Raw genomic sequence first — 19,623 nt, forward strand, 5'->3', positions numbered from 1 at the left:
ATATTAAAGTGATATAATTCAAGTGATACAATACTAAAATAATGAAGGAGAGATATTCTTTGAGTCTGAAGAAAATACTCGTATTTTTTGTAGCACTATCATTAGCAGTATCTGCAATTGTAGATGTATCCAGAATTAGCGTTGAAAATAAGTACAACACGGTGGAAACCGTGGCTGACCTTTATAACTTTGAAAATTTGGCTGAGAATACGGGAATGAGTGTACAGGAAGTTCTGACAACATTAAAAGATAACGGCTTAAAAGGAGTGGCAGTACCTGAAGTAACGTTAAACAGACTTCAGGAAATCGGCAAAATAGCACTTTACAAGATGTCGGATGTGGAAAATATTTATAACCTTAAGAATACCGCTGGCAATTCTGCACTGACGTCATACATTAAAAGCTTAAGCGACAGCCAAAAAAGGATCGAGAAGGATTATATCGTTGTAACTACAGACGATGTTTCGACTTATGATTTCTTGAAGTCATCTTTGACTAAAAGGGTACCGTCTGGCAAGTTGACTATTTTAAAAAATGGGAATAACTATGCATTTATTTTAAACGAAGACATGGACACTTTTGCTGACCAAGGCTTAGGTTTTGACAAAAATGATTTGGACATGGTAAAATCATTGGGTCTTGATATAATACCAAGGGTTGAAAATTACAATGGCATAAAAGACAAAGACATACAAAACTACGTAGAGCTTTTAAAACATTACGGCGTGAAGACAGTAGTGTTTGGCGGAAATGATGTATTGGGAAACCCTGATAAAATATCGTATGCGGCATCTTTATTTAAAAAGAACGGAATCGCTATCGGAATTATTGATACACCTATGGGCAAAAGCTTACAAGCTGGAACAGAAAAGTTTACGAAATTTGACGGTTACGATGGAGTTAAAGTTTACGGTCTTTCTGAAGCTGAGACAGCTAAGTACGATACAAGTGGAATAGTTGATAGATGGTACAGATCTATCATAGAGAGAGATGTGCGAATTATATACATTAGAGCAAAAGTCGATACGACTAAGTCTCAAAATTACAATTTGAAGCAGAACATATCCATGTTGAAAGAGATAAATGACCTTGTGAATTATGCAGGACTTAATTTAGGCGTAGTGAAGCCTTTAAGCCCGATTCATCAATCAAAGATAATAGAAGTGTTGATTGCATTAGGCGTTGTTGCAGGTGGAATTATCCTCTTAATGCTTTTTGGACTTAGGGAAAGGTACTCCTTAATACTTACGATTTTAGGCATCGTCATATCGGCGCTTTTGATTTTAACAAAGTACAATGACCTTGGCGTCAAATCAGTAGCTTTATTGTCATCTATAATATATCCATCGCTGGCTATAGGGTATTTCATCGATGGCAGCAAAAAGATTATCGATGGCGGAGAAGATGGCCATTATGTGAGAGATTCGCTTTACATTTTCTTTAAGACTGTTTTAATATCTTTAGCCGGTGGGTTAATAATTGCGGCGATTATGGCAGACAGCAAATACATGTTGAAGTTAGACTACTTTAGAGGCGTTAAGTTGTCATTTACTGTTCCGGTAGTAGTGTATATAGCGTATTACGGCTATAAAGTGTGGAATATAAATACATTTAGGAAATTGACTGATGCCTCCATTAAGATACTAAATACAGATATTAAGATATGGCATGTATTGGCTGTTTTGATAGCTGGTTTTGTAGGAATTGTATATATTTCGCGAACAGGCAATACACCAGTTATAAAGCCCACATCAATAGAGCTTAAGTTTAGAAGCTTGCTTGAACATTACCTTGTGGCAAGGCCAAGGACGAAGGAATTTTTAGTTGGATATCCTGCTTTAATATTAAGCATATACGCTGCTAAAAAGAAATCAAAATCAATGAATTTTATACTTGGAATACTGGCATCTATCGGAATACTGTCGATGCCTAATACTATGAGTCATGTGGAAAGCGTGCTTAAAATTGCGTTAGAGCGTACTGTAATAAGCTGGGTGTTTGGGCTTATAATAGGATTAGTTGCATTAAAAGTTGTTGATGTTTTTATGAGATATATAAAGATGAAGAATGTTCACAATTGATTTTACTTACTTTTATTAAGCCGTGGAGGTAAAGATAATGAAAATTTTGATATCGGGGTATTATGGCTTTGAAAACACTGGCGATGATGCTGTCTTAGAATGCATCGTCGCCGGACTTAAAGAAAGAGGTGTAGATGACATCACGGTGCTTTCAAATGCGCCTTATGTTACTTCATCTAAGTACGGTGTAAAGTCTATAAATCGAAATTCACTTAAAGATATTTTTAACGGGATAAGGGATTCTGATGTCATTATAAGCGGCGGTGGAAGTTTAATACAAGATGTCACAAGCAGCAAAAGCTTATGGTACTATCTATCAATAATCTTTTTAGGTATTTTGTTGAGAAAAAAAGTGTACATCGTAGGACAAGGAATAGGGCCTATACAGCACAAATACAATAAAATTTTGGCTAATTTTTTATTAAAAAGGGTAGACATGATTACGGTAAGAGACAAGGATTCGCTCTCCATTTTAAAAGAACTTAATATCGAAAAAAATGCTATTCTCGCTGCTGATCCTGTCGTTAACTTAAATGTCTGCAGCGATGAAAGAATAGAGAAAATATTGGAAGACGAGGAAATCGATAAGAATAGGTACATAGTTGTATGTACCAGAGAGTGGGGAAACAATGAATTATCGCGAGTAGAGCTTGCTAAAGCTATTGATGCCATATCAACAAAGTACAACTTAGAAGTTGTTTTTTTGCCATTTTACTATAAAAAAGATGAATTAGAGAGTAAGAAGGTAGCTAACTACTTAAAATCTCCTTATAAGGTCATAAGAGGTAAGTACGAGCCTAATGAAATATTGGGAATAATAAAAAAATGCAGTTTACTTATTGGGGTAAGACTTCATTCACTGATATTTGCTTTGGTGGCATTAGTGCCATTTATAGGCATATCTTACGATCCGAAAATTGATGGTTTTTTGAATTCAGTCGATTCAAAGATTTTTAAGATAGACAAGTTTTCTTCAGATGAAATAGTCAACTATGCTGAATCTATTTTAAACAATAGAGATGAGTTTATAGAGAATTTAAAAATTCATCTTAAAGCGTTAAGAGAATTGTCTAAAAACAACTTCGTATATTTAAAAAATAATGATGACGAGGTGTAAAGATGGTTGGAAGGTTTGTGATTTTCGATGTGCCAATTGATAAAGTTAATATGAAACAAGCTGTTGATACTGTAGAAAAATTTTTATCTGAAGATAGACTTCATATGATTGCCACTCCAAATGCTGAGATTGTAATGATGGCGCAGAAAGATCCTGAGTATAAGGAGATTTTAAACAAGACAGACTTAAATGTTCCTGATGGCAGTGGTGTTATTTTTGCATCAAAGATTTACAAGGAAGAGCTTCCGGAGAGAGTTGCAGGATTTGATTTGATGATGGAGCTTATAAAAGTTGCCGCTGAAAAAAAGTATAAGATATATCTTTTAGGTGCTAAATCTGATGTGGTGAAAGGCGCATATCTTAATTTGAAAAGGCAGTACAGTGAAATCGACATAGTTGGATTTCACGATGGATATTTTAGTAAAGACGATGAAGCGGAAATCATAAAAGACATAAATGAGAAGAATACAGATTTATTATTTGTCGCATTAGGCGCACCAAAACAAGAAAAATGGATATACGAGAATAAAAATAGATTAAAAGCAAAAGTGGCAATTGGCGTTGGCGGAAGCTTTGACGTTATAGCAGGGAAAGTCACTCGCGCGCCAGAAATATACAGGAAGTTGGGGTTAGAGTGGTTTTATCGCCTTTTGAAAGAGCCATGGAGATATAAGCGAATGATGGCATTGCCTAAGTTTGCGGTTAAAGTGCTTTTTTCAAAAAAACCAAAGTGATGTAAGAAAGGACACATTTTTATGAGCGAAAAGGTAAAAAAGATCGTAATGGATTTTATGTGGATCACAATAGGTACACTGCTGCTTACTTTATCACTTGATCTATTTTTGATACCAAACCAGATTGCTCCTGGTGGTGTAAGCGGTCTTGCCATCGTTTTAAATTATATTTTTAAGTGGCCTGTTGGAGCCGTCACACTCCTCATAAATATTCCTCTTTTTTTAATATCCATCAAAGTTTTGGGTTCGGTTTTTGGAGCTAAGACGCTGTACTCTACTTTGCTTCTTGGTGTTTCAATTGATGCCCTATCGTTTTTAAAGCCTATGACCCATAACCCGATGCTGGCGGCTGTTTATGGAGGCCTTATAATGGGCTTAGGCCTTGGGATAGTTATAAAGTACGGTGCTACTACAGGTGGCACTGACCTTGCAGCAATGACGCTTCACAAGTACATACCTTTTCTGACCGTTGGCAGGATTTTGCTTATCATAGATTTTATAATAATCGCATTAGCTGGAATCGAGTTTAGTCCGGAGCTTGCTTTATATGCATTAGCAACAGAATTTATTGCGATAAAGGTCATAGATGTCATTCAAGAAGGAACCGATTACGAAAGAATTGCTATAATTATCTCAGATAAATACGAGGAAATAAGCCATTCCATCCTGTACGACATGGATAGAGGTGTTACGGGGCTAAAAGGTGTTGGAGGATATTCTAAGCAGGAAAAAAACGTTTTGCTTGTGGTTGTAAATAGAAGCGAAGTAACCACATTAAGAAATGTGGTCAAAAAAATAGACCCAAAAGCTTTCGTGATTTTGTCTACAGCCCATGAGGTTTTAGGTGAGGGATTTAGAAACATGTAAGAAAGGACATGGTTATTGCCATGCCCTTTTTATCTATCAAAGTATATGTTTTTTCCCGTAGCTGACAACGGTATGCCTACTACGATTTCACCATCTATAAGATTTAATCTCTTTGCGCTTATGCCGATCCTGTACATTATTCGGTTGTCTACGTTTAGCATGCTGGCAGTTTTCACTGCAGATCCTATTGCAATGCCCAGATCGATAAGCCTCCAAGCGCACATAGGGCCGTCAAATTCTGTTCCTTTTTTGAAATCTGGCAGCTCATCGCACTTGTTGTATCCGCAAGCTCCGCAGTTTAAACCAGCTTTTTTTGGCTTGTTAAGAGAAACAAGCAGCACGGCTCCAGATCTTTCGACGTTTTTGCCATCCCTATCGAAATTTTTCTTTCCAGATTCTATTCCGTATTTAACCATATCTTCGTTAAGTCTTTTTAAATCGTCTCCGGTTATGACTTTTGTCTCTATAAAGTCTTGACCGGATGCTTTTGGTGCTGTTCTTGCAGACAAAGCCATGAGTTCTGCTGCTAATTCGATAACATTCATTGAAATCCCTCCATTTATTTTTATCACAACAATATTATATTACTATTTTCTCACCATACAAAATCATACAGCGCAATGTTTTAGTATATATAAAATTTTTAGTTGGCATATAAAAAGCTTTTTTATAAGACAATATTAGTAGCAAATAAAAGAAATCACACTTATATGTATATACAGCATTATAGACAATAAACTATACAAGTGCTAAAATATTATTAAATTTATAAAAGGGGAAATACAAATGGATAAAGACATTTTAAATAAAATAGATAAGCTTAAGAAAGAGCGAAATGCAGTTATATTAAGTCATTTTTATCAAAGACCGGAAATCCAAGATATCGCTGATTTCATTGGAGATTCACTGGAATTATCAAGGAAGGCGGCAGAGACAGATGCAGATGTAGTCGTATTTTGCGGTGTCCACTTTATGGCTGAAACCGCCAGCATACTGTCACCTGATAAGATGGTGCTTCTTCCAAATATAGGTGCAGGTTGCCCTATGGCTGAAATGGCTGACTATGATGGACTTTTAAGGTTAAAAGAACAACATCCAGATGCTTATGTTGTAAGCTATGTCAACACTACTGCAGAAGTAAAAGCGTTAAGCGATATATGCTGTACATCTGCCAATGCTGTAAAAGTAGTAAATACAATACCAAAGGAGAAAGAGATTATCTTTGTCCCAGACAAAAATTTGGGACGTTATGTAGAAAAGGTGACAGGGAGAAATATGATAATTTGGCAAGGATACTGTAATACTCACAATAAGTTGTCAAGACTTGAAGTCCAATTGACAAAGGAAAAATATCCTGAAGCGGTAGTATTGGCTCATCCAGAGTGCAGAGAAGATGTTTTAGATATTGCAGATGGAGTTTTCTCTACATCTGGCATGATAAAATTTGTAAAAGACAGCAATGCCAGTGAATTTATAATATGCACAGAAGATGGCATATTACATCAATTGCAGAAAAAATATCCTGATAAAAAATTCATACTTCCTTCTAATAAGCTGGTATGTCCCAACATGAAGAAGACGAAAATTGAAGATGTTTTGTATAGTCTTGAGAATTTGCGGCCAGAGGTAAAAGTCCCTGACGATATTAGACAAAAAGCTATTATTCCAATTAGAAGGATGTTAGATGTAAAATGAGCTACAGCGTAAATTTTGATTCTAATGAAGTGGAAAGCTACATGAGTGATTATGCAATAGTTGGCAGTGGTATAGCTGGCCTTAATGCAGCCTATTTGGCAAAGGACTATGGAGAAGTTTTTTTGTTGACCAAAGATAGACTTTCCCACTCAAGTTCATCATTGGCACAGGGCGGTATAGCCTGTGTAATATCTCAAGTAGATAGCTTTCAGTCTCACATAGAAGATACTGTTTATGCTGGTGCGGGGCTATGTGACAGAGAAGCTGTAGAAGTCTTAGTTAAAGAGGCGCCATTAAATATTAAGAGCCTTATTGATTTGGGCGTTAACTTTGACAAGAAGGATGGTCAGCTTGAGCTAGGAAGGGAAGGGGCACATTCTGCAAATAGGATAATACATGCGGGAGATTACACTGGTAGAGAAATAATAAATGGACTTATATCTGTTTTAGATGGTGTCAAAATTTTCGAGGATACTTTAGTTCTTGATTTGCTTGTAAAAGATAATATGGTGAAAGGTGTTTTAGCGAAGAACTTGGTTTCAAATCAATTTTTCATCGTGTGGGCAAAAGTGGTTGTATTAGCAACGGGCGGTGCCGGAAATCTTTTTTTAAATACGACAAATCCTGACACATCAACGGGTGATGGCATTTCACTTGCAGCAAGACAAGGTGCAGTGTTGAAAGATATGGAATTCATGCAGTTTCATCCGACCGCACTGCATGGCAAGGATGGGGAAAGGTTTCTCATTACTGAAGCTATAAGAGGTGAAGGTGGCATACTTAGAAACGAAAAAGGTGTAAGGTTTATGCCATTTTATCATGAGTTAAAAGAGCTTGCGCCACGGGACGTGGTTTCCAGAGCAATTTTAAGCGAAATACGCAAAAGCAAAATAGATTATGTATACTTGGATGTTTCAAATATAGACAAAAGTTTGTTTAAGAGGCGCTTTCCATCTATATTCGAAAAAATTGAAAAAATGGGTATTGACATTGAAAAAGATTATATACCTGTATCACCTGCTGCACATTATTATATGGGTGGAATCGCTACAGATCTAAACGGGGAAACTACTATAAAAGGGCTTTACGCTTGTGGAGAATGTGCTTGTACTGGCGTACAAGGAGCTAATAGGCTTGCCAGCAATTCATTGTTGGAAGGTTTGGTTTTTTCTACGAGGGCTGTTAGCGATTCAAAAAAATATTTAAACAATAAGATTGTACCTTCACATTTTTACAATTATGATAAGATTGATATGGAAATAGATGTAAATGAACTGAGGCATAAGCTGCAGCATCTTATGGAGGCGAATGTTGGCATTATAAGAAGTGAAAGCAGCTTAAAAACAATGCTCAATTGGCTAAAACTTCATGAAGATATACTTTACATGAATGCAGATGATAGGGCGAAAAGCGAACTTTTAAGTTTATACATTTTAAGCAAGTACATGACAATATCTGCTCTTTTAAGAAAGGAAAGCAGAGGAAGTCATTTTAGAACTGATTACCCGGAAGAAAATGAAATGTACAGAAGACATATATTGATAAAAGGAGATGAAATTTATTTTGATGGACAGGATTATAGCACAAAAATTGATAGATAACTATATTTTGGAAGATTTAACGTGGGGCGACATTACTACAGATTTGCTTATAACTAAAGGTGCAAAAGCTAAAGGATATTTATATGCAAAGGCTGACGGTATAATAGCTGGTATTGATGCTTTTTTGATGGTTTTTAATGCTTTTGATAAAGATATAGAGCATGTAAAGTATTTTAAAGATGGTGATGCTGTTAAAAAAGGTGATTTGATATTAGAGACTTATGGTGAACTGAATTCTTGCCTTAAGGCGGAACGAGTCGCACTAAACCTTATGCAGAGGATGTCAGGAATAGCCACATACGTCAGGATGCTTAAGGACATAATAAGTGAAACTAAGGCTCAATTGACAGATACGCGAAAGACGATGCCTGGCTTAAGGTATTTTGACAAATATGCAGTTTTGGTAGGCGGTGGTATTAATCATAGGTACAATTTATCTGACGGGATTTTAATAAAAGATAATCACATAAAAGCAGTTGGAGGAATTAAAAACGCATTGACTATGATCAAAAACAGTGTTTCCCATACTAAGAAAATAGAAATAGAGGTTGAGACGATCCACGAGCTGAAAGAAGCGCTGAAATACGGAGCAGATATTATAATGCTTGATAACATGACTATTGGCATGATGAAGGAAGCTGTTGAAATAACTGATGGCAAAGCAATATTAGAGGCATCTGGAAATATCAATGAAGACAATATATTGCAAGTGGCTAAAACAGGCGTTGATATTATATCAGTTGGTGCAATTACTCATTCGGTAAAGGCGCTTGATATAAGTTATGATTTATAAGATGTGTTAAGTGGAACAATAACCATGAGGTGATACAATGCAAAAGTTTTGGGAAGGATACGGCGACCTTACATTGGCCTCATGGGTTTTAAGAGCATTAACTGCTTATGTTTTACTTTTGTTTCTTTTAAGAATAATGGGGCAGAGAACTCTTTCTAATATGAAGATGAGCGATTTTGTCATATCTATAGCCTTTGGAAACATCATTGCTCATCAACTTTCTGACAGCAGTTTAGGTTTGAGGGGCCCTGTGATTACAAGTGTAACATTTGCTGTTTTGTACATTCTGTTTAATTTTTTTACGCTGAAATACACTAAATTAAGGAAAATGGTTGATTTGGATGTCATACCGCTTATATATGAAGGTGAAATCATAAAAAGCGGATTAAAAAAAGGCAAAATAGACTTAGATTTGCTGATGACAGAGCTTAGACTCCACAATGTTTTGAGTGTTAGAGATGTTCATGCTGCATATTTAGAAAGCAACGGGAAGATAAGTATAATAAAGAATGTAGACAGTCAAAGTGTGACATTGAAGGATCTGGACATAAGAAAGGCCCCTATACATGCTCCTATAGCTATCATTGAAGATGGAATAGTGTTGCACAGAAATTTAGAGATGATTGGAAAAGATGAAAAGTGGCTTATGGAAAATTTGCACGCTTACAGCATATCGAATTTTAAAGACGTTTTTCTTGCAGTATATGAAACAAATGACATACTATACGTTACAAAAAAATAAGGAGCAATGCTCCTTATTTTTATAGTTTTTCAAACTGATCCTTTCCTACACCACAATCAGGGCATACCCAATCATCTGGCAAATCTTCAAACTTAGTTCCTGGTGGTATATTTTGCGTTGGGTCGCCAACTTCTGGATCATATATGTACCCGCAAACTGTGCATTCCCATTTTTCCATATTACTCAACCCTTTCTTTTTTTATCTATAATTATATTATATCAGCTAAGAATAGCCAAAATCAATATTGAAAATGATTTTATTCCATATTTTGCACAAGCGTGTTATGATTGGTATAAAATGGATTTGATTTGGCATATAATTTAATAAAAAAACGAAAGGTTGTTCAATAATGAGAAAAATAGCTGTGTTAGTTATTTTGGTATGTGCAATTCTTGTGTCGTGTGGGAAAGCAAAACCTGTTGAAAATAGCGTTAAAACGGCAAACACAGTAAAGAACAAAGAAGTTAATAAAATGGAAGTAGATTATAAAAAATTGTACGACAGACTTCCTGAAGTCAATCTTCCTCAGTACAATTTTGTTTACTCAAATGCGGATGACAATGCTTATAAGAAAATTGTATTTGCAAATTACGACAAGCTTCTTATATACGATGGAAAAGCTTTGGTGCTATTTAGAAACAAAAAGTTTTACAAGGTAATAGATGCAGAAAAAATCAATTTAAAGTATTTCCAAGGCAATAAATCGACAAAATTTATATTCAGTCCTTATGGAAATTTTGCGGTAGGAGGCAATAGTTTGTCGGATGATGAAATATATTTAATAAATGTTAATACAGGTGAACTTCGTAATATATATTCAGGTGATATTGATAAAGTAAATGTCAATTGGTCGCCCTTGGAAAAATACTTAGTTTTGTTAGATGATGATAAACCATCAAAAGCGTATATTGTAAATTTAGACAATTTTAAAATATATGCTAAAAACCTTCCATTTGATGCTAATAATGTATGTATTGATGACATGGGAAAGGTGTTTTATGATGGCAATGGAATATTTAAAGATGACAGCAAAATATCGTCTGGCAACTTGATATGCATAGATTATGACAATTTGTATGCTTACGAAGATAAGACATTTACCTTAAGAGATGTGCTAACGGGTAAAAGCTTAAATAATTATGATGTCGGATTTAAAATAGGAAGTGCAATGTATAAAGATGACAACATACTTTTAAAAGATGCAGATGAGAATGATAGCATCATATACAATATCGATGAAAAAAAGTTTTACAAGGTTGATGGAAATGTAATAAACATATCAAAAGACATCTTTGGGAAAAAGTCCTATTATTTTATAAAAAAGAATGGTACAGGCGATATTTTTATCGTCGATGAAGCAAGTGGAAAATCAAAGAAGACACTGTATGCTTTTTCGCCGATAGTAGATATAAATACATACTTAGGTTTTTCTATTGGGAATGAAATAGATTCATCAACAGTTAAAATTGGTGTTAATGACAATAATCTAAGCTATACTGTTGATTTAATAAACTAAAAATTTTGATGCGGAGCGATTGCCTCCGCTTTTTGATTTCTGATGAATTTTATAATCATACAGGTATGTAGTATAATTTATAAATAGATAATATGGTAATTTTTAACGAAAGGGTGTTTGCTATGGCAAAGGAAATAAAATTAGGATTTGTGGGTTTGGGATACATTGGGACTATTCATGCTACCGCATGTTTTGCAATGCCTTTGATTTTTAAAAACTTACCATTTAAAATCAAATTCGGCTCAGTATGTAAAAATGACATAAATGGTATACCTTACTTTTTTGAAGGCGGTGTAAAAACCGTTGACGAATTGTTAGAAGATAAAAACTTAAATGCTGTTGATATATGTACTCCTAATTTCTTACACAAACAACAAGCCATCGAAGTAATGAAAAGAAATTTGAATGTGTACCTTGAAAAACCTATTGGATTAAATGGTGAAGAAGCGTTAGAGCTGGCAAACATGGCAAATGATAAAAATATAATAAATCAAGCAGCTTTGATGTACAGATTTATGCCTGCAATAAACCAAGCAAGGGATATGATTAAAAATGGTGAAATAGGAGATGTGCTTAATTTTAAAGCTTTAATGTTGCACTCCGGATATTTGGACCCGAAAAGACCTATGTCGTGGAAAATGCGCTTTGATACATCTGGTGGCGGTTCAATAATAGATCTGGGCATACATCTTATTGATGCTGTTCGATTTATGTTAGGAGAAGTAGATGAAGTTCGAGCAAACTCAAAGACGTATTTTAAAGAAAGGCCTGTATCGAAGACTGTAGGCGATTACGAAGAAGTAGACGTAGACGATTGGACAGAAGTGCGAATAACCATGAAAAATGGTGCTTGGGGTACTGTTGAGACATCGAGGATATCTGCAGAAATTGAGGAAGAAACACAATTTTTAATATATGGTACAAAAGGTTCAATAAAAATATCTACAAAGGAGCCCAGATATGCTCATCTATATGTAAAAAATGAAAATCAATATACGATTGGCGCTTATAAAAATAAAAGTATATTTTCAAAATACTTAGAAACTATATATCCAGATCCTAAGTATTCATTGGGATTTATGGTAGACATGCATTTAGCAAGCCTTATGAATTTCTTCTTAAACATTGTAGAGGGGAAAATAGTACATAAAGAAACACCAACTTTTGATGAAGCTTATAAAAGTCAGTTAGTGATAGACAAAATAATAGAATCCGCGAAAGATGACGGTTCTTTGATAAAACTTTAAGTCGTAAAAAGGAGAATAGACGAGAAAATTGCGGTAATTTCTGCATTATCTCGTCTATTTTGATTTATATAGACATATTTTAATGTTGATATATTTTTTTAGAAGTGGTATATTAACATACGTCGCTTCTTTGAGGAGCGAATAAAGACACCACAAAATACCAGACAGAAAGCAGTTGACAGAGAGAAGATAATGTGGTAAGATAGACGATGTCGCGATAAGCGGCGAGGGAGACGAACCTTGAAAACCGAACAGTGAGATATAAGAGCAAAGGATATAAACATGAGAGTTTGATCCTGGCTCAGGACGAACGCTGGCGGCGTGCCTAACACATGCAAGTCGAGCGAAGGGAGTACTACGGTACGAACTTAGCGGCGGACGGGTGAGTAACGCGTGGACAATCTACCCTGTAGACTGGGATAACACCTCGAAAGGGGTGCTAATACCGGATAATGTCAAATGATGGCATCATCATTTGAAGAAAGGAGAAATCCGCTATAGGATGAGTCCGCGTCCCATTAGCTAGTTGGTGGGGTAAAAGCCCACCAAGGCGACGATGGGTAGCCGGCCTGAGAGGGTGAACGGCCACACTGGAACTGAGACACGGTCCAGACTCCTACGGGAGGCAGCAGTGGGGAATATTGTGCAATGGGGGAAACCCTGACACAGCGACGCCGCGTGAGCGAAGAAGGCCTTCGGGTCGTAAAGCTCAATAGTATGGGAAGATAATGACGGTACCATACGAAAGCCCCGGCTAACTACGTGCCAGCAGCCGCGGTAATACGTAGGGGGCGAGCGTTGTCCGGAATTACTGGGCGTAAAGAGCACGTAGGCGGCTATAAAAGTCAGATGTGAAAAACCTGGGCTCAACCGAGGGTATGCATCTGAAACTAAATAGCTTGAGTCAAGGAGAGGAGAGCGGAATTCCTGGTGTAGCGGTGAAATGCGTAGAGATCAGGAAGAATACCAGTGGCGAAAGCGGCTCTCTGGACTTGAACTGACGCTGAGGTGCGAAAGCGTGGGGAGCAAACAGGATTAGATACCCTGGTAGTCCACGCCGTAAACGATGGATACTAGGTGTGGGTGAGGAATCATCCGTGCCGGAGTTAACGCAATAAGTATCCCGCCTGGGGAGTACGGCCGCAAGGTTGAAACTCAAAGGAATTGACGGGGGCCCGCACAAGCAGCGGAGCATGTGGTTTAATTCGAAGCAACGCGAAGAACCTTACCAGGGCTTGACATCCACAGAATCTGGTAGAAATACCGGAGTGCCTCGCAAGAGGAGCTGTGAGACAGGTGGTGCATGGTTGTCGTCAGCTCGTGTCGTGAGATGTTGGGTTAAGTCCCGCAACGAGCGCAACCCCTGTTGGTAGTTACCAGCGTAAAGACGGGGACTCTACCGAGACTGCCGTGGAAAACACGGAGGAAGGCGGGGATGACGTCAAATCATCATGCCCTTTATGCCCTGGGCTACACACGTGCTACAATGGCCTGAACAGAGGGCAGCGAAGGAGCGATCCGGAGCGAATCCCAGAAAACAGGTCCCAGTTCAGATTGCAGGCTGCAACCCGCCTGCATGAAGACGGAGTTGCTAGTAATCGCGGATCAGCATGCCGCGGTGAATACGTTCCCGGGCCTTGTACACACCGCCCGTCACACCACGAGAGTTTACAACACCCGAAGTCAGTGACCTAACCGCAAGGGAGGAGCTGCCGAAGGTGGGGTAAATGATTGGGGTGAAGTCGTAACAAGGTAGCCGTATCGGAAGGTGCGGCTGGATCACCTCCTTTCTAAGGAGCAATCCTTACATTAAGGAAAAAAAGAGTATTTATTTTAAGAGCGAACGCATAGCGAAGTGTTCGAAATGTGTCCGATGAATGAAGCGAGTGAAGCGTGCGAGCGTGAAGGACCACGCGAGAGGCACTACGACAGGACGTCGTTAAGTGCCGTTAGCGAAACGAGCTGAAAGAATCGAAGACACATAGAACACGGAGCCTATGTGAGCGATAAAATAAATACGAATATCTCACTGTTCAGTTTTGAGGGTTTAGACCCTCAGGAAAGTGAACCTTGAAAACTGCACAATGCAAATATGGGTAACGAAGAAAAACGAGGAAACAATAGGTCAAGTTAGAAAGGGCGTATGGTGGATGCCCAGGCACTTAGAGCCGAAGAAGGACGCAGCAAGCGGCGAAACGCTCCGGGGAGTCGCAAGCAGACGCAGATCCGGAGATCTCCGAATGGGGAAACCCGCTTAAGGTAATACTTAAGCATCCCATGGTGAACACATAGCCATGAGGAAGGGACACCGCGTGAACTGAAACATCTAAGTAGCGCGAGGAAAAGAAAGAAAAAATCGATTTCCTGAGTAGTGGCGAGCGAAAAGGAAAGAGCCCAAACCCGGCACTCAATTAGAATTGTTAAAAAAGCAAAAATAGAGAAATAGCAGTTCTAATTGAGTGCCGGGGGTTTAGGACCACAAGAAGGTATGAAAAGCGAAGCCGAACAGACCTGGGAAGGCAGGCCAAAGAAGGTGAAAGCCCTGTAGGCGTAGGCTTTAAATACCGAGTGGGATCCAGAGTACCACAGGATAGGCAACCCGGTGGGAAGACGGGAGGACCATCTCCCAAGGCTAAATACTCCTAAGTGACCGATAGCGCATAGTACCGTGAGGGAAAGGTGAAAAGAACCCCGGGAGGGGAGTGAAAGAGAACCTGAAACCATATGTCCACAAGCAGTGGAAGCGAAAGCGACCACGTACTTTTTGTAGAACGGACCGGCGAGTTATAGATATGCAGCGAGGTTAAGCGAAAGCGGAGCCGAAGCGAAAGCGAGTCTTAAAAGGGCGAAAGTTGCATATCATAGACCCGAAACCGTGCGACCTACCCATGATCAGGGTGAAGCCGGAGTAAGATCTGGTGGAGGCCCGAACCACGTTGACGTTGAAAAGTCATGGGATGAATTGTGGGTAGCGGAGAAATTCCAATCGAGCTCGGAGATAGCTGGTTCTCCCCGAAATAGCTTTAGGGCTAGCCTCAGGGGGAAGGAAATATGGAGGTAGAGCACTGAATGGACTAGGGGCCAAAGAGGTTACCGAACCCTATCAAACTCCGAATGCCATATTGAGACCCTGGGAGTCAGACTACGAGTGATAAGATCCGTGGTCAAAAGGGAAAGAGCCCAGACCGACAGCTAAGGTCCCAAAGAGCATGTTAAGTGGAAAAGGAAGTAGGATTTCCAAGACAACCAGGATGTTGGCTTAGAAGCAGCCATACATTCAAAGAGTGCGTAATAGCTCACTGGTCGAGAAATCCCGCGCCGAAAATAAACGGGGCTAAAACATGCCACCGAAGCTACGGATTCTAGAAAGAATGGTAGGGGAGCGTACTGTACAGGACGAAGGATAAGCGAAAGCGAATCTGGACAGTACAGTAGAGAGAATGCCGGTATAAGTAACGAGAGTAAGGCGAGAAACCTTACCGTCGAAAGCCTAAGGATTCCTGGGGAAGGATAATCCGCCCAGGGTAAGTCGGGACCTAAGCCGAGGCGAAAGCGTAGGCGATGGAGAACCGGTAATAAATCCGGTACCACCGAAATCCGCTAAAAGAGAAGCAAGGACGCAGCGAGATAAGAAAAGCGTGCGGTTGGTAGAGCACGTCCAAGCAGCGACGAAAAGAGCTTTGAGTGAAGTACCAAAGCTCATAAGAGCTGTGACGGGGAGCCGAAAGGCGAAGTTTCGAAGGGGCTGCCAAGAAAAGTTGCTATCGAGGATGAGGTGCCCGTACCACAAACCGACACAGGTAGGCGAGGAGAGAATCCAAAGACGAGCGGGAGAACCCTCATTAAGGAACTCGGCAAAAAGACTCCGTAACTTCGGGAGAAGGAGTGCCGAAAGGCCGCAGAGAAGAGGCCCAAGCGACTGTTTACCAAAAACACAGGTTTCTGCTAAGTCGAAAGACGAAGTATAGGAGCTGACGCCTGCCCGGTGCTGGAAGGTTAAGGGGAAGGGTCATCCGGCACTCAACTATACCTATTAGGAGTGAAAAAAATGTATTATGTCTATATAATAAAGAATGAAAAAGGAGGCATATATACAGGCTATTCAGAGAATATAAAGGGAAGAGTAGAAGCTCATAATAAAGGACTAAACAAATACACAAAAGGGCATAAATGGGAACTAATATACTATGAAGCATATAAAGCAAAAGAAGATGCCCAAAAGAGAGAAAAGCAATTAAAAAAATCTCATAATGCAAGAAGATGGTTAAAAGAAAGAATAGCCAAAAGCATAAACTCTTAGTAGATAGAGTTGAGTGCCGGAGAAGCTCTGAACTTAAGCCCCAGTAAACGGCGGCCGTAACTATAACGGTCCTAAGGTAGCGAAATTCCTTGTCGGGTAAGTTCCGACCTGCACGAAAGGCGTAACGACTTGGGCGCTGTCTTGAAGGGGGACCCGGTGAAATTGTAGTACTCGTGAAGATGCGAGTTACCCGCGACAGGACAGAAAGACCCCATGGAGCTTTACTGCAGCTTGTCACTGAATTTTAGTAATATCTGTACAGGATAGGTGGGAGGCTAAGATGTATGGGCGCCAGCCTATATGGAGCCGACGTTGGGATACCACCCTGATATTACCGAAATTCTAACATAGGAGCCGTAAACCGGCATATGGACACTGACAGGCGGGCAGTTTGACTGGGGCGGTCGCCTCCTAAAAAGTAACGGAGGCGTCCAAAGGTTACCTCAGCGCGGAAGGAAATCGCGCGAAAGAGTGCAAAGGCAGAAGGTAGCCTAACTGCGAGAAAGACAATTCGAGCAGGGACGAAAGTCGGGCTTAGTGATCCGGCGGTAGAGAATGGGATTGCCGTCGCTCAACGGATAAAAGCTACCCTGGGGATAACAGGCTGATCTCCCCCAAGAGTCCACATCGACGGGGAGGTTTGGCACCTCGATGTCGGCTCATCGCATCCTGGGGCTGAAGTAGGTCCCAAGGGTTGGGCTGTTCGCCCATTAAAGCGGTACGCGAGCTGGGTTCAGAACGTCGTGAGACAGTTCGGTCCCTATCCGTCGCGGGCGCAGGAAATTTGAGAGGATCTGCCCTTAGTACGAGAGGACCGGGGTGGACAAACCGATGGTGTACCAGTTGCAAAGCCTTTTGCACAGCTGGGTAGCCAAGTTTGGAAGGGATAAACGCTGAAAGCATCTAAGCGTGAAACCCACCTCAAGATAAGATTTCCCATCCGAAAGGAGTAAGACACCTTGAAGAAGACGAGGTAGATAGGCCGGAGGTGTAAGAGTAGAAATACTTTCAGCTGACCGGTACTAATAAGTCGAGGACTTGACCTTTAGCATTGTGCAGTATTCAAAGTTCATTTAGAAGCATATATGTGAAGAATCCAAAGAAGAAAATATTATTGTAGAGAGCGATTAATTGCGTTTTCGTAATATACTCGGCGAACGGAGTGAAGTGAGGCGTAAAAAGCCGTCACAACGCATAGACGGCTTTAGCCGAACAAACGAAGAGAGCCGAAAGTATATAGAAAACACAATTTGCGAACGGAAATAATATTTTCAAAGAGAAGAATCAGCATATATGCAAAGAAAATGAACGAAAGATTTCCGGTGGCAATAGCGGAGGTTAAAAACCCGTTCCCATACCGAACACGGAAGTGAAGCCCTCCAGCGCCGATGGTACTGATTACTCGGGAGAGTAGGTCGCTGCCGGTAAAAATTTATAAAAGAGGTAGTCTGTTTTAAATGGACTATCTCTTTTTTGATTTTTATGATTATTAAAGGACATGTGTAAGGGATTAGGGTATAATAATATTAAAGTATTGTGATTAAGGTGATGAAATGGTTATAAAGATTAAGGAAGAATTCGCAAAAAAGATGAAGCTCCTTTTAAAGGATGATTTTGAGAAGTTTATGAAGGAATATGAAAACGAGCCATATAAAGCACTTAGAGTCAATACGTTAAAGATTTCAGTTGAAGAGTTCTTAAAAATATCGCCATTTAATTTATCTCCAGTGCCATGGTGTGATTCTGGTTTTTACTATTCTAACGATGATAAGCCAGGAAAGCACTATTACCATGATGTTGGTTTGTATTATATTCAAGAACCAAGTGCTATGGCGGTAGTAGAAGCCTTGAATCCTGTGCCAGGTGATATGGTATTAGATTTAAGCGCGGCCCCAGGCGGTAAGTCTACACACATAGCTTCAAAGCTCAATGGGGAAGGCTTATTAGTATCTAATGAGATAAATTCCAAAAGAGTAAAAGTTCTTGCAGAAAATATCGAGAGAATGGGTATAAGAAATGTCGTAATTTTAAATGAATCACCTGAAAGATTAGAAAATAAATTTTCAGGATTTTTTGATAAAATACTCGTTGATGCTCCGTGTTCAGGTGAAGGTATGTTCAGAAAAGATGAAACAGCTATAGACGAATGGTCTTTGGAAAATGTATTAAGCTGCTCACTTAGACAGAAGAAGATATTAGATAGTGCAGCAAACATGCTAAAGTCAGACGGAATTATTGTATATTCAACATGCACATTTTCGCCGGAAGAAAACGAAGGTGTAATCGACCATTTTCTAAAAAATCACTGTGATTTCGAATTAATAGAAATTTATAACTATGAGGGATTTGATAATGGTCATCCTGAATGGGTCAATGGATGCAGCGATTTAAAAAAATGTGTCCGCCTTTGGCCACATTCAATTAAAGGGGAAGGACATTTTATAGCTAAATTGAGAAAGAAAGGGAGTTTTAACGATGGTAACAAAGCAAGTAAGAAGCTTAACATAAAAAAAATTGCAGCAAAAGATCTTTTTTATGATTTTTCAAAAAAGTACCTTAAAGCAAGATTAGATGATTTAAACTTACACCAAATTGGTCAGCATGTGTATCATGTTCCTTATGAAATGAACTTATCAGGCTTGAAGGTTTATAAACCAGGATTTGATTTGGGACAATTTAAAAAGGAAAGATTCGAACCGTCCCATTGGTTGGCTATGTCATTAAAAAAAGACGATGTAAATATGATTTATAATTTAAAAGATGAAGAAATAGAGAGGTACATTCACGGTGAAACATTAAATGATGATGTTGACGATGGATGGGTACTTTTGACGGTAAATGGTTATTCTATAGGTTGGGGAAAAGCTGTAAAAGGAGTTATAAAGAATTTTTATCCTAAATCTTTAAGAAAATAAAAAAATTTTATTTT

At 39.0% G+C, this 19,623-nt stretch carries 13 protein-coding genes and 3 rRNA genes; 14 read left to right on the plus strand and 2 right to left on the minus strand.

Annotated features, from left to right (window positions below; translation table 11 throughout):
- Nucleotides 1-59 precede the first annotated feature (59 nt).
- Genes ACZ42G_RS02550 through ACZ42G_RS02565 form a run of 4 tightly spaced genes read left to right on the plus strand, consistent with a single transcriptional unit; the run spans nucleotide 60 to nucleotide 4,799 of the window.
- Complete coding sequence (locus tag ACZ42G_RS02550) at nucleotides 60-2,081, plus strand: DUF5693 family protein (protein WP_464851233.1); 2,022 nt, start codon at nucleotides 60-62, stop codon at nucleotides 2,079-2,081.
- Nucleotides 2,082-2,118: 37 nt separating this feature from the next.
- Nucleotides 2,119-3,198, plus strand: coding sequence for a polysaccharide pyruvyl transferase CsaB (gene csaB / locus ACZ42G_RS02555; protein ID WP_274894004.1), 1,080 nt, complete (start codon nucleotides 2,119-2,121; stop codon nucleotides 3,196-3,198).
- A gap of 2 nt (nucleotides 3,199-3,200) precedes the next feature.
- The gene (locus ACZ42G_RS02560) at nucleotides 3,201-3,932 is read left to right on the plus strand and encodes a WecB/TagA/CpsF family glycosyltransferase (protein WP_274894005.1); all 732 of its coding nucleotides are present in this window, start codon (nucleotides 3,201-3,203) and stop codon (nucleotides 3,930-3,932) included.
- A 21-nt stretch (nucleotides 3,933-3,953) separates the two neighbouring features.
- A complete protein-coding gene (locus tag ACZ42G_RS02565) occupies nucleotides 3,954-4,799 on the plus strand; it encodes a YitT family protein (protein ID WP_464851234.1) in 846 nt (281 codons plus the stop codon).
- A 29-nt stretch (nucleotides 4,800-4,828) separates the two neighbouring features.
- Here ACZ42G_RS02565 and ACZ42G_RS02570 read toward each other — a convergent pair whose 3' ends face one another.
- Complete coding sequence (locus ACZ42G_RS02570; protein WP_085113569.1) at nucleotides 4,829-5,344, minus strand: ferredoxin domain-containing protein; 516 nt, start codon at nucleotides 5,342-5,344, stop codon at nucleotides 4,829-4,831.
- Nucleotides 5,345-5,585: 241 nt separating this feature from the next.
- Between ACZ42G_RS02570 and nadA the strand changes: the two genes are divergently transcribed.
- Genes nadA through ACZ42G_RS02590 form a run of 4 tightly spaced genes read left to right on the plus strand, consistent with a single transcriptional unit; the run spans nucleotide 5,586 to nucleotide 9,630 of the window.
- The gene (nadA, locus tag ACZ42G_RS02575) at nucleotides 5,586-6,494 is read left to right on the plus strand and encodes a quinolinate synthase NadA (protein WP_085113568.1); all 909 of its coding nucleotides are present in this window, start codon (nucleotides 5,586-5,588) and stop codon (nucleotides 6,492-6,494) included.
- On the plus strand, nucleotides 6,491-8,095 hold the full coding sequence (gene nadB, locus ACZ42G_RS02580) for an L-aspartate oxidase (RefSeq protein ID WP_464851236.1): 1,605 nt from the start codon (nucleotides 6,491-6,493) through the stop codon (nucleotides 8,093-8,095). Before nadA ends, nadB begins: the two co-directional genes overlap by 4 nt.
- Nucleotides 8,061-8,888, plus strand: a complete 828-nt coding sequence (gene nadC / locus ACZ42G_RS02585; RefSeq protein ID WP_464852087.1) for a carboxylating nicotinate-nucleotide diphosphorylase — start codon at nucleotides 8,061-8,063, stop codon at nucleotides 8,886-8,888. The genes nadB and nadC overlap by 35 nt, the downstream gene beginning before the upstream one ends.
- 37 nt (nucleotides 8,889-8,925) lie before the next feature.
- Nucleotides 8,926-9,630 (plus strand): DUF421 domain-containing protein, encoded by a 705-nt coding sequence (locus ACZ42G_RS02590; protein ID WP_464851238.1) that lies wholly within the window; start codon nucleotides 8,926-8,928, stop codon nucleotides 9,628-9,630.
- A gap of 19 nt (nucleotides 9,631-9,649) precedes the next feature.
- Here the strand turns inward: ACZ42G_RS02590 and rd are convergent, their stop codons facing one another.
- Complete coding sequence (gene rd / locus ACZ42G_RS02595; protein ID WP_013787237.1) at nucleotides 9,650-9,808, minus strand: rubredoxin; 159 nt, start codon at nucleotides 9,806-9,808, stop codon at nucleotides 9,650-9,652.
- Nucleotides 9,809-9,980: 172 nt separating this feature from the next.
- Between rd and ACZ42G_RS02600 the strand changes: the two genes are divergently transcribed.
- The 6 genes from ACZ42G_RS02600 (at nucleotide 9,981) to ACZ42G_RS02625 (ending at nucleotide 19,609) form a co-directional block, all read left to right on the plus strand.
- Nucleotides 9,981-11,147 (plus strand): hypothetical protein, encoded by a 1,167-nt coding sequence (locus tag ACZ42G_RS02600; protein WP_464851239.1) that lies wholly within the window; start codon nucleotides 9,981-9,983, stop codon nucleotides 11,145-11,147.
- Nucleotides 11,148-11,269: 122 nt separating this feature from the next.
- The gene (locus tag ACZ42G_RS02605; RefSeq protein ID WP_085113563.1) at nucleotides 11,270-12,394 is read left to right on the plus strand and encodes a Gfo/Idh/MocA family protein; all 1,125 of its coding nucleotides are present in this window, start codon (nucleotides 11,270-11,272) and stop codon (nucleotides 12,392-12,394) included.
- Nucleotides 12,395-12,672: 278 nt separating this feature from the next.
- Nucleotides 12,673-14,184, plus strand: a 16S ribosomal RNA gene (locus tag ACZ42G_RS02610).
- 333 nt (nucleotides 14,185-14,517) lie between these two features.
- Nucleotides 14,518-17,740: ribosomal RNA gene (locus ACZ42G_RS02615) — 23S ribosomal RNA — on the plus strand.
- A 272-nt stretch (nucleotides 17,741-18,012) separates the two neighbouring features.
- Nucleotides 18,013-18,121: ribosomal RNA gene (gene rrf / locus ACZ42G_RS02620) — 5S ribosomal RNA — on the plus strand.
- Together the 16S, 23S and 5S rRNA genes form the textbook arrangement of a ribosomal RNA operon.
- 126 nt (nucleotides 18,122-18,247) lie before the next feature.
- Nucleotides 18,248-19,609 carry an RsmF rRNA methyltransferase first C-terminal domain-containing protein gene (locus ACZ42G_RS02625; RefSeq protein ID WP_274894136.1) on the plus strand — a complete coding sequence of 454 codons (1,362 nt, stop codon included), beginning with the start codon at nucleotides 18,248-18,250 and terminating at the stop codon, nucleotides 19,607-19,609.
- Nucleotides 19,610-19,623 lie beyond the last annotated feature (14 nt).

The sequence above is a fragment of the Thermoanaerobacterium calidifontis genome (genome assembly GCF_055381745.1).

Coding starts and splice junctions, on each gene's coding strand:
- nadB (WP_464851236.1), top strand. CDS start 6,491: ATGAGCTACAGCGTAAATTTTGATTCTAATGAAGTGGAAAGCTACATG.
- ACZ42G_RS02605 (WP_085113563.1), top strand. CDS start 11,270: ATGGCAAAGGAAATAAAATTAGGATTTGTGGGTTTGGGATACATTGGG.
- ACZ42G_RS02565 (WP_464851234.1), top strand. CDS start 3,954: ATGAGCGAAAAGGTAAAAAAGATCGTAATGGATTTTATGTGGATCACA.
- csaB (WP_274894004.1), top strand. CDS start 2,119: ATGAAAATTTTGATATCGGGGTATTATGGCTTTGAAAACACTGGCGAT.
- ACZ42G_RS02625 (WP_274894136.1), top strand. CDS start 18,248: ATGGTTATAAAGATTAAGGAAGAATTCGCAAAAAAGATGAAGCTCCTT.
- rd (WP_013787237.1), bottom strand. CDS start 9,808: ATGGAAAAATGGGAATGCACAGTTTGCGGGTACATATATGATCCAGAA.
- ACZ42G_RS02600 (WP_464851239.1), top strand. CDS start 9,981: ATGAGAAAAATAGCTGTGTTAGTTATTTTGGTATGTGCAATTCTTGTG.
- ACZ42G_RS02560 (WP_274894005.1), top strand. CDS start 3,201: ATGGTTGGAAGGTTTGTGATTTTCGATGTGCCAATTGATAAAGTTAAT.
- nadA (WP_085113568.1), top strand. CDS start 5,586: ATGGATAAAGACATTTTAAATAAAATAGATAAGCTTAAGAAAGAGCGA.
- ACZ42G_RS02570 (WP_085113569.1), bottom strand. CDS start 5,344: ATGAATGTTATCGAATTAGCAGCAGAACTCATGGCTTTGTCTGCAAGA.
- nadC (WP_464852087.1), top strand. CDS start 8,061: ATGGACAGGATTATAGCACAAAAATTGATAGATAACTATATTTTGGAA.
- ACZ42G_RS02590 (WP_464851238.1), top strand. CDS start 8,926: ATGCAAAAGTTTTGGGAAGGATACGGCGACCTTACATTGGCCTCATGG.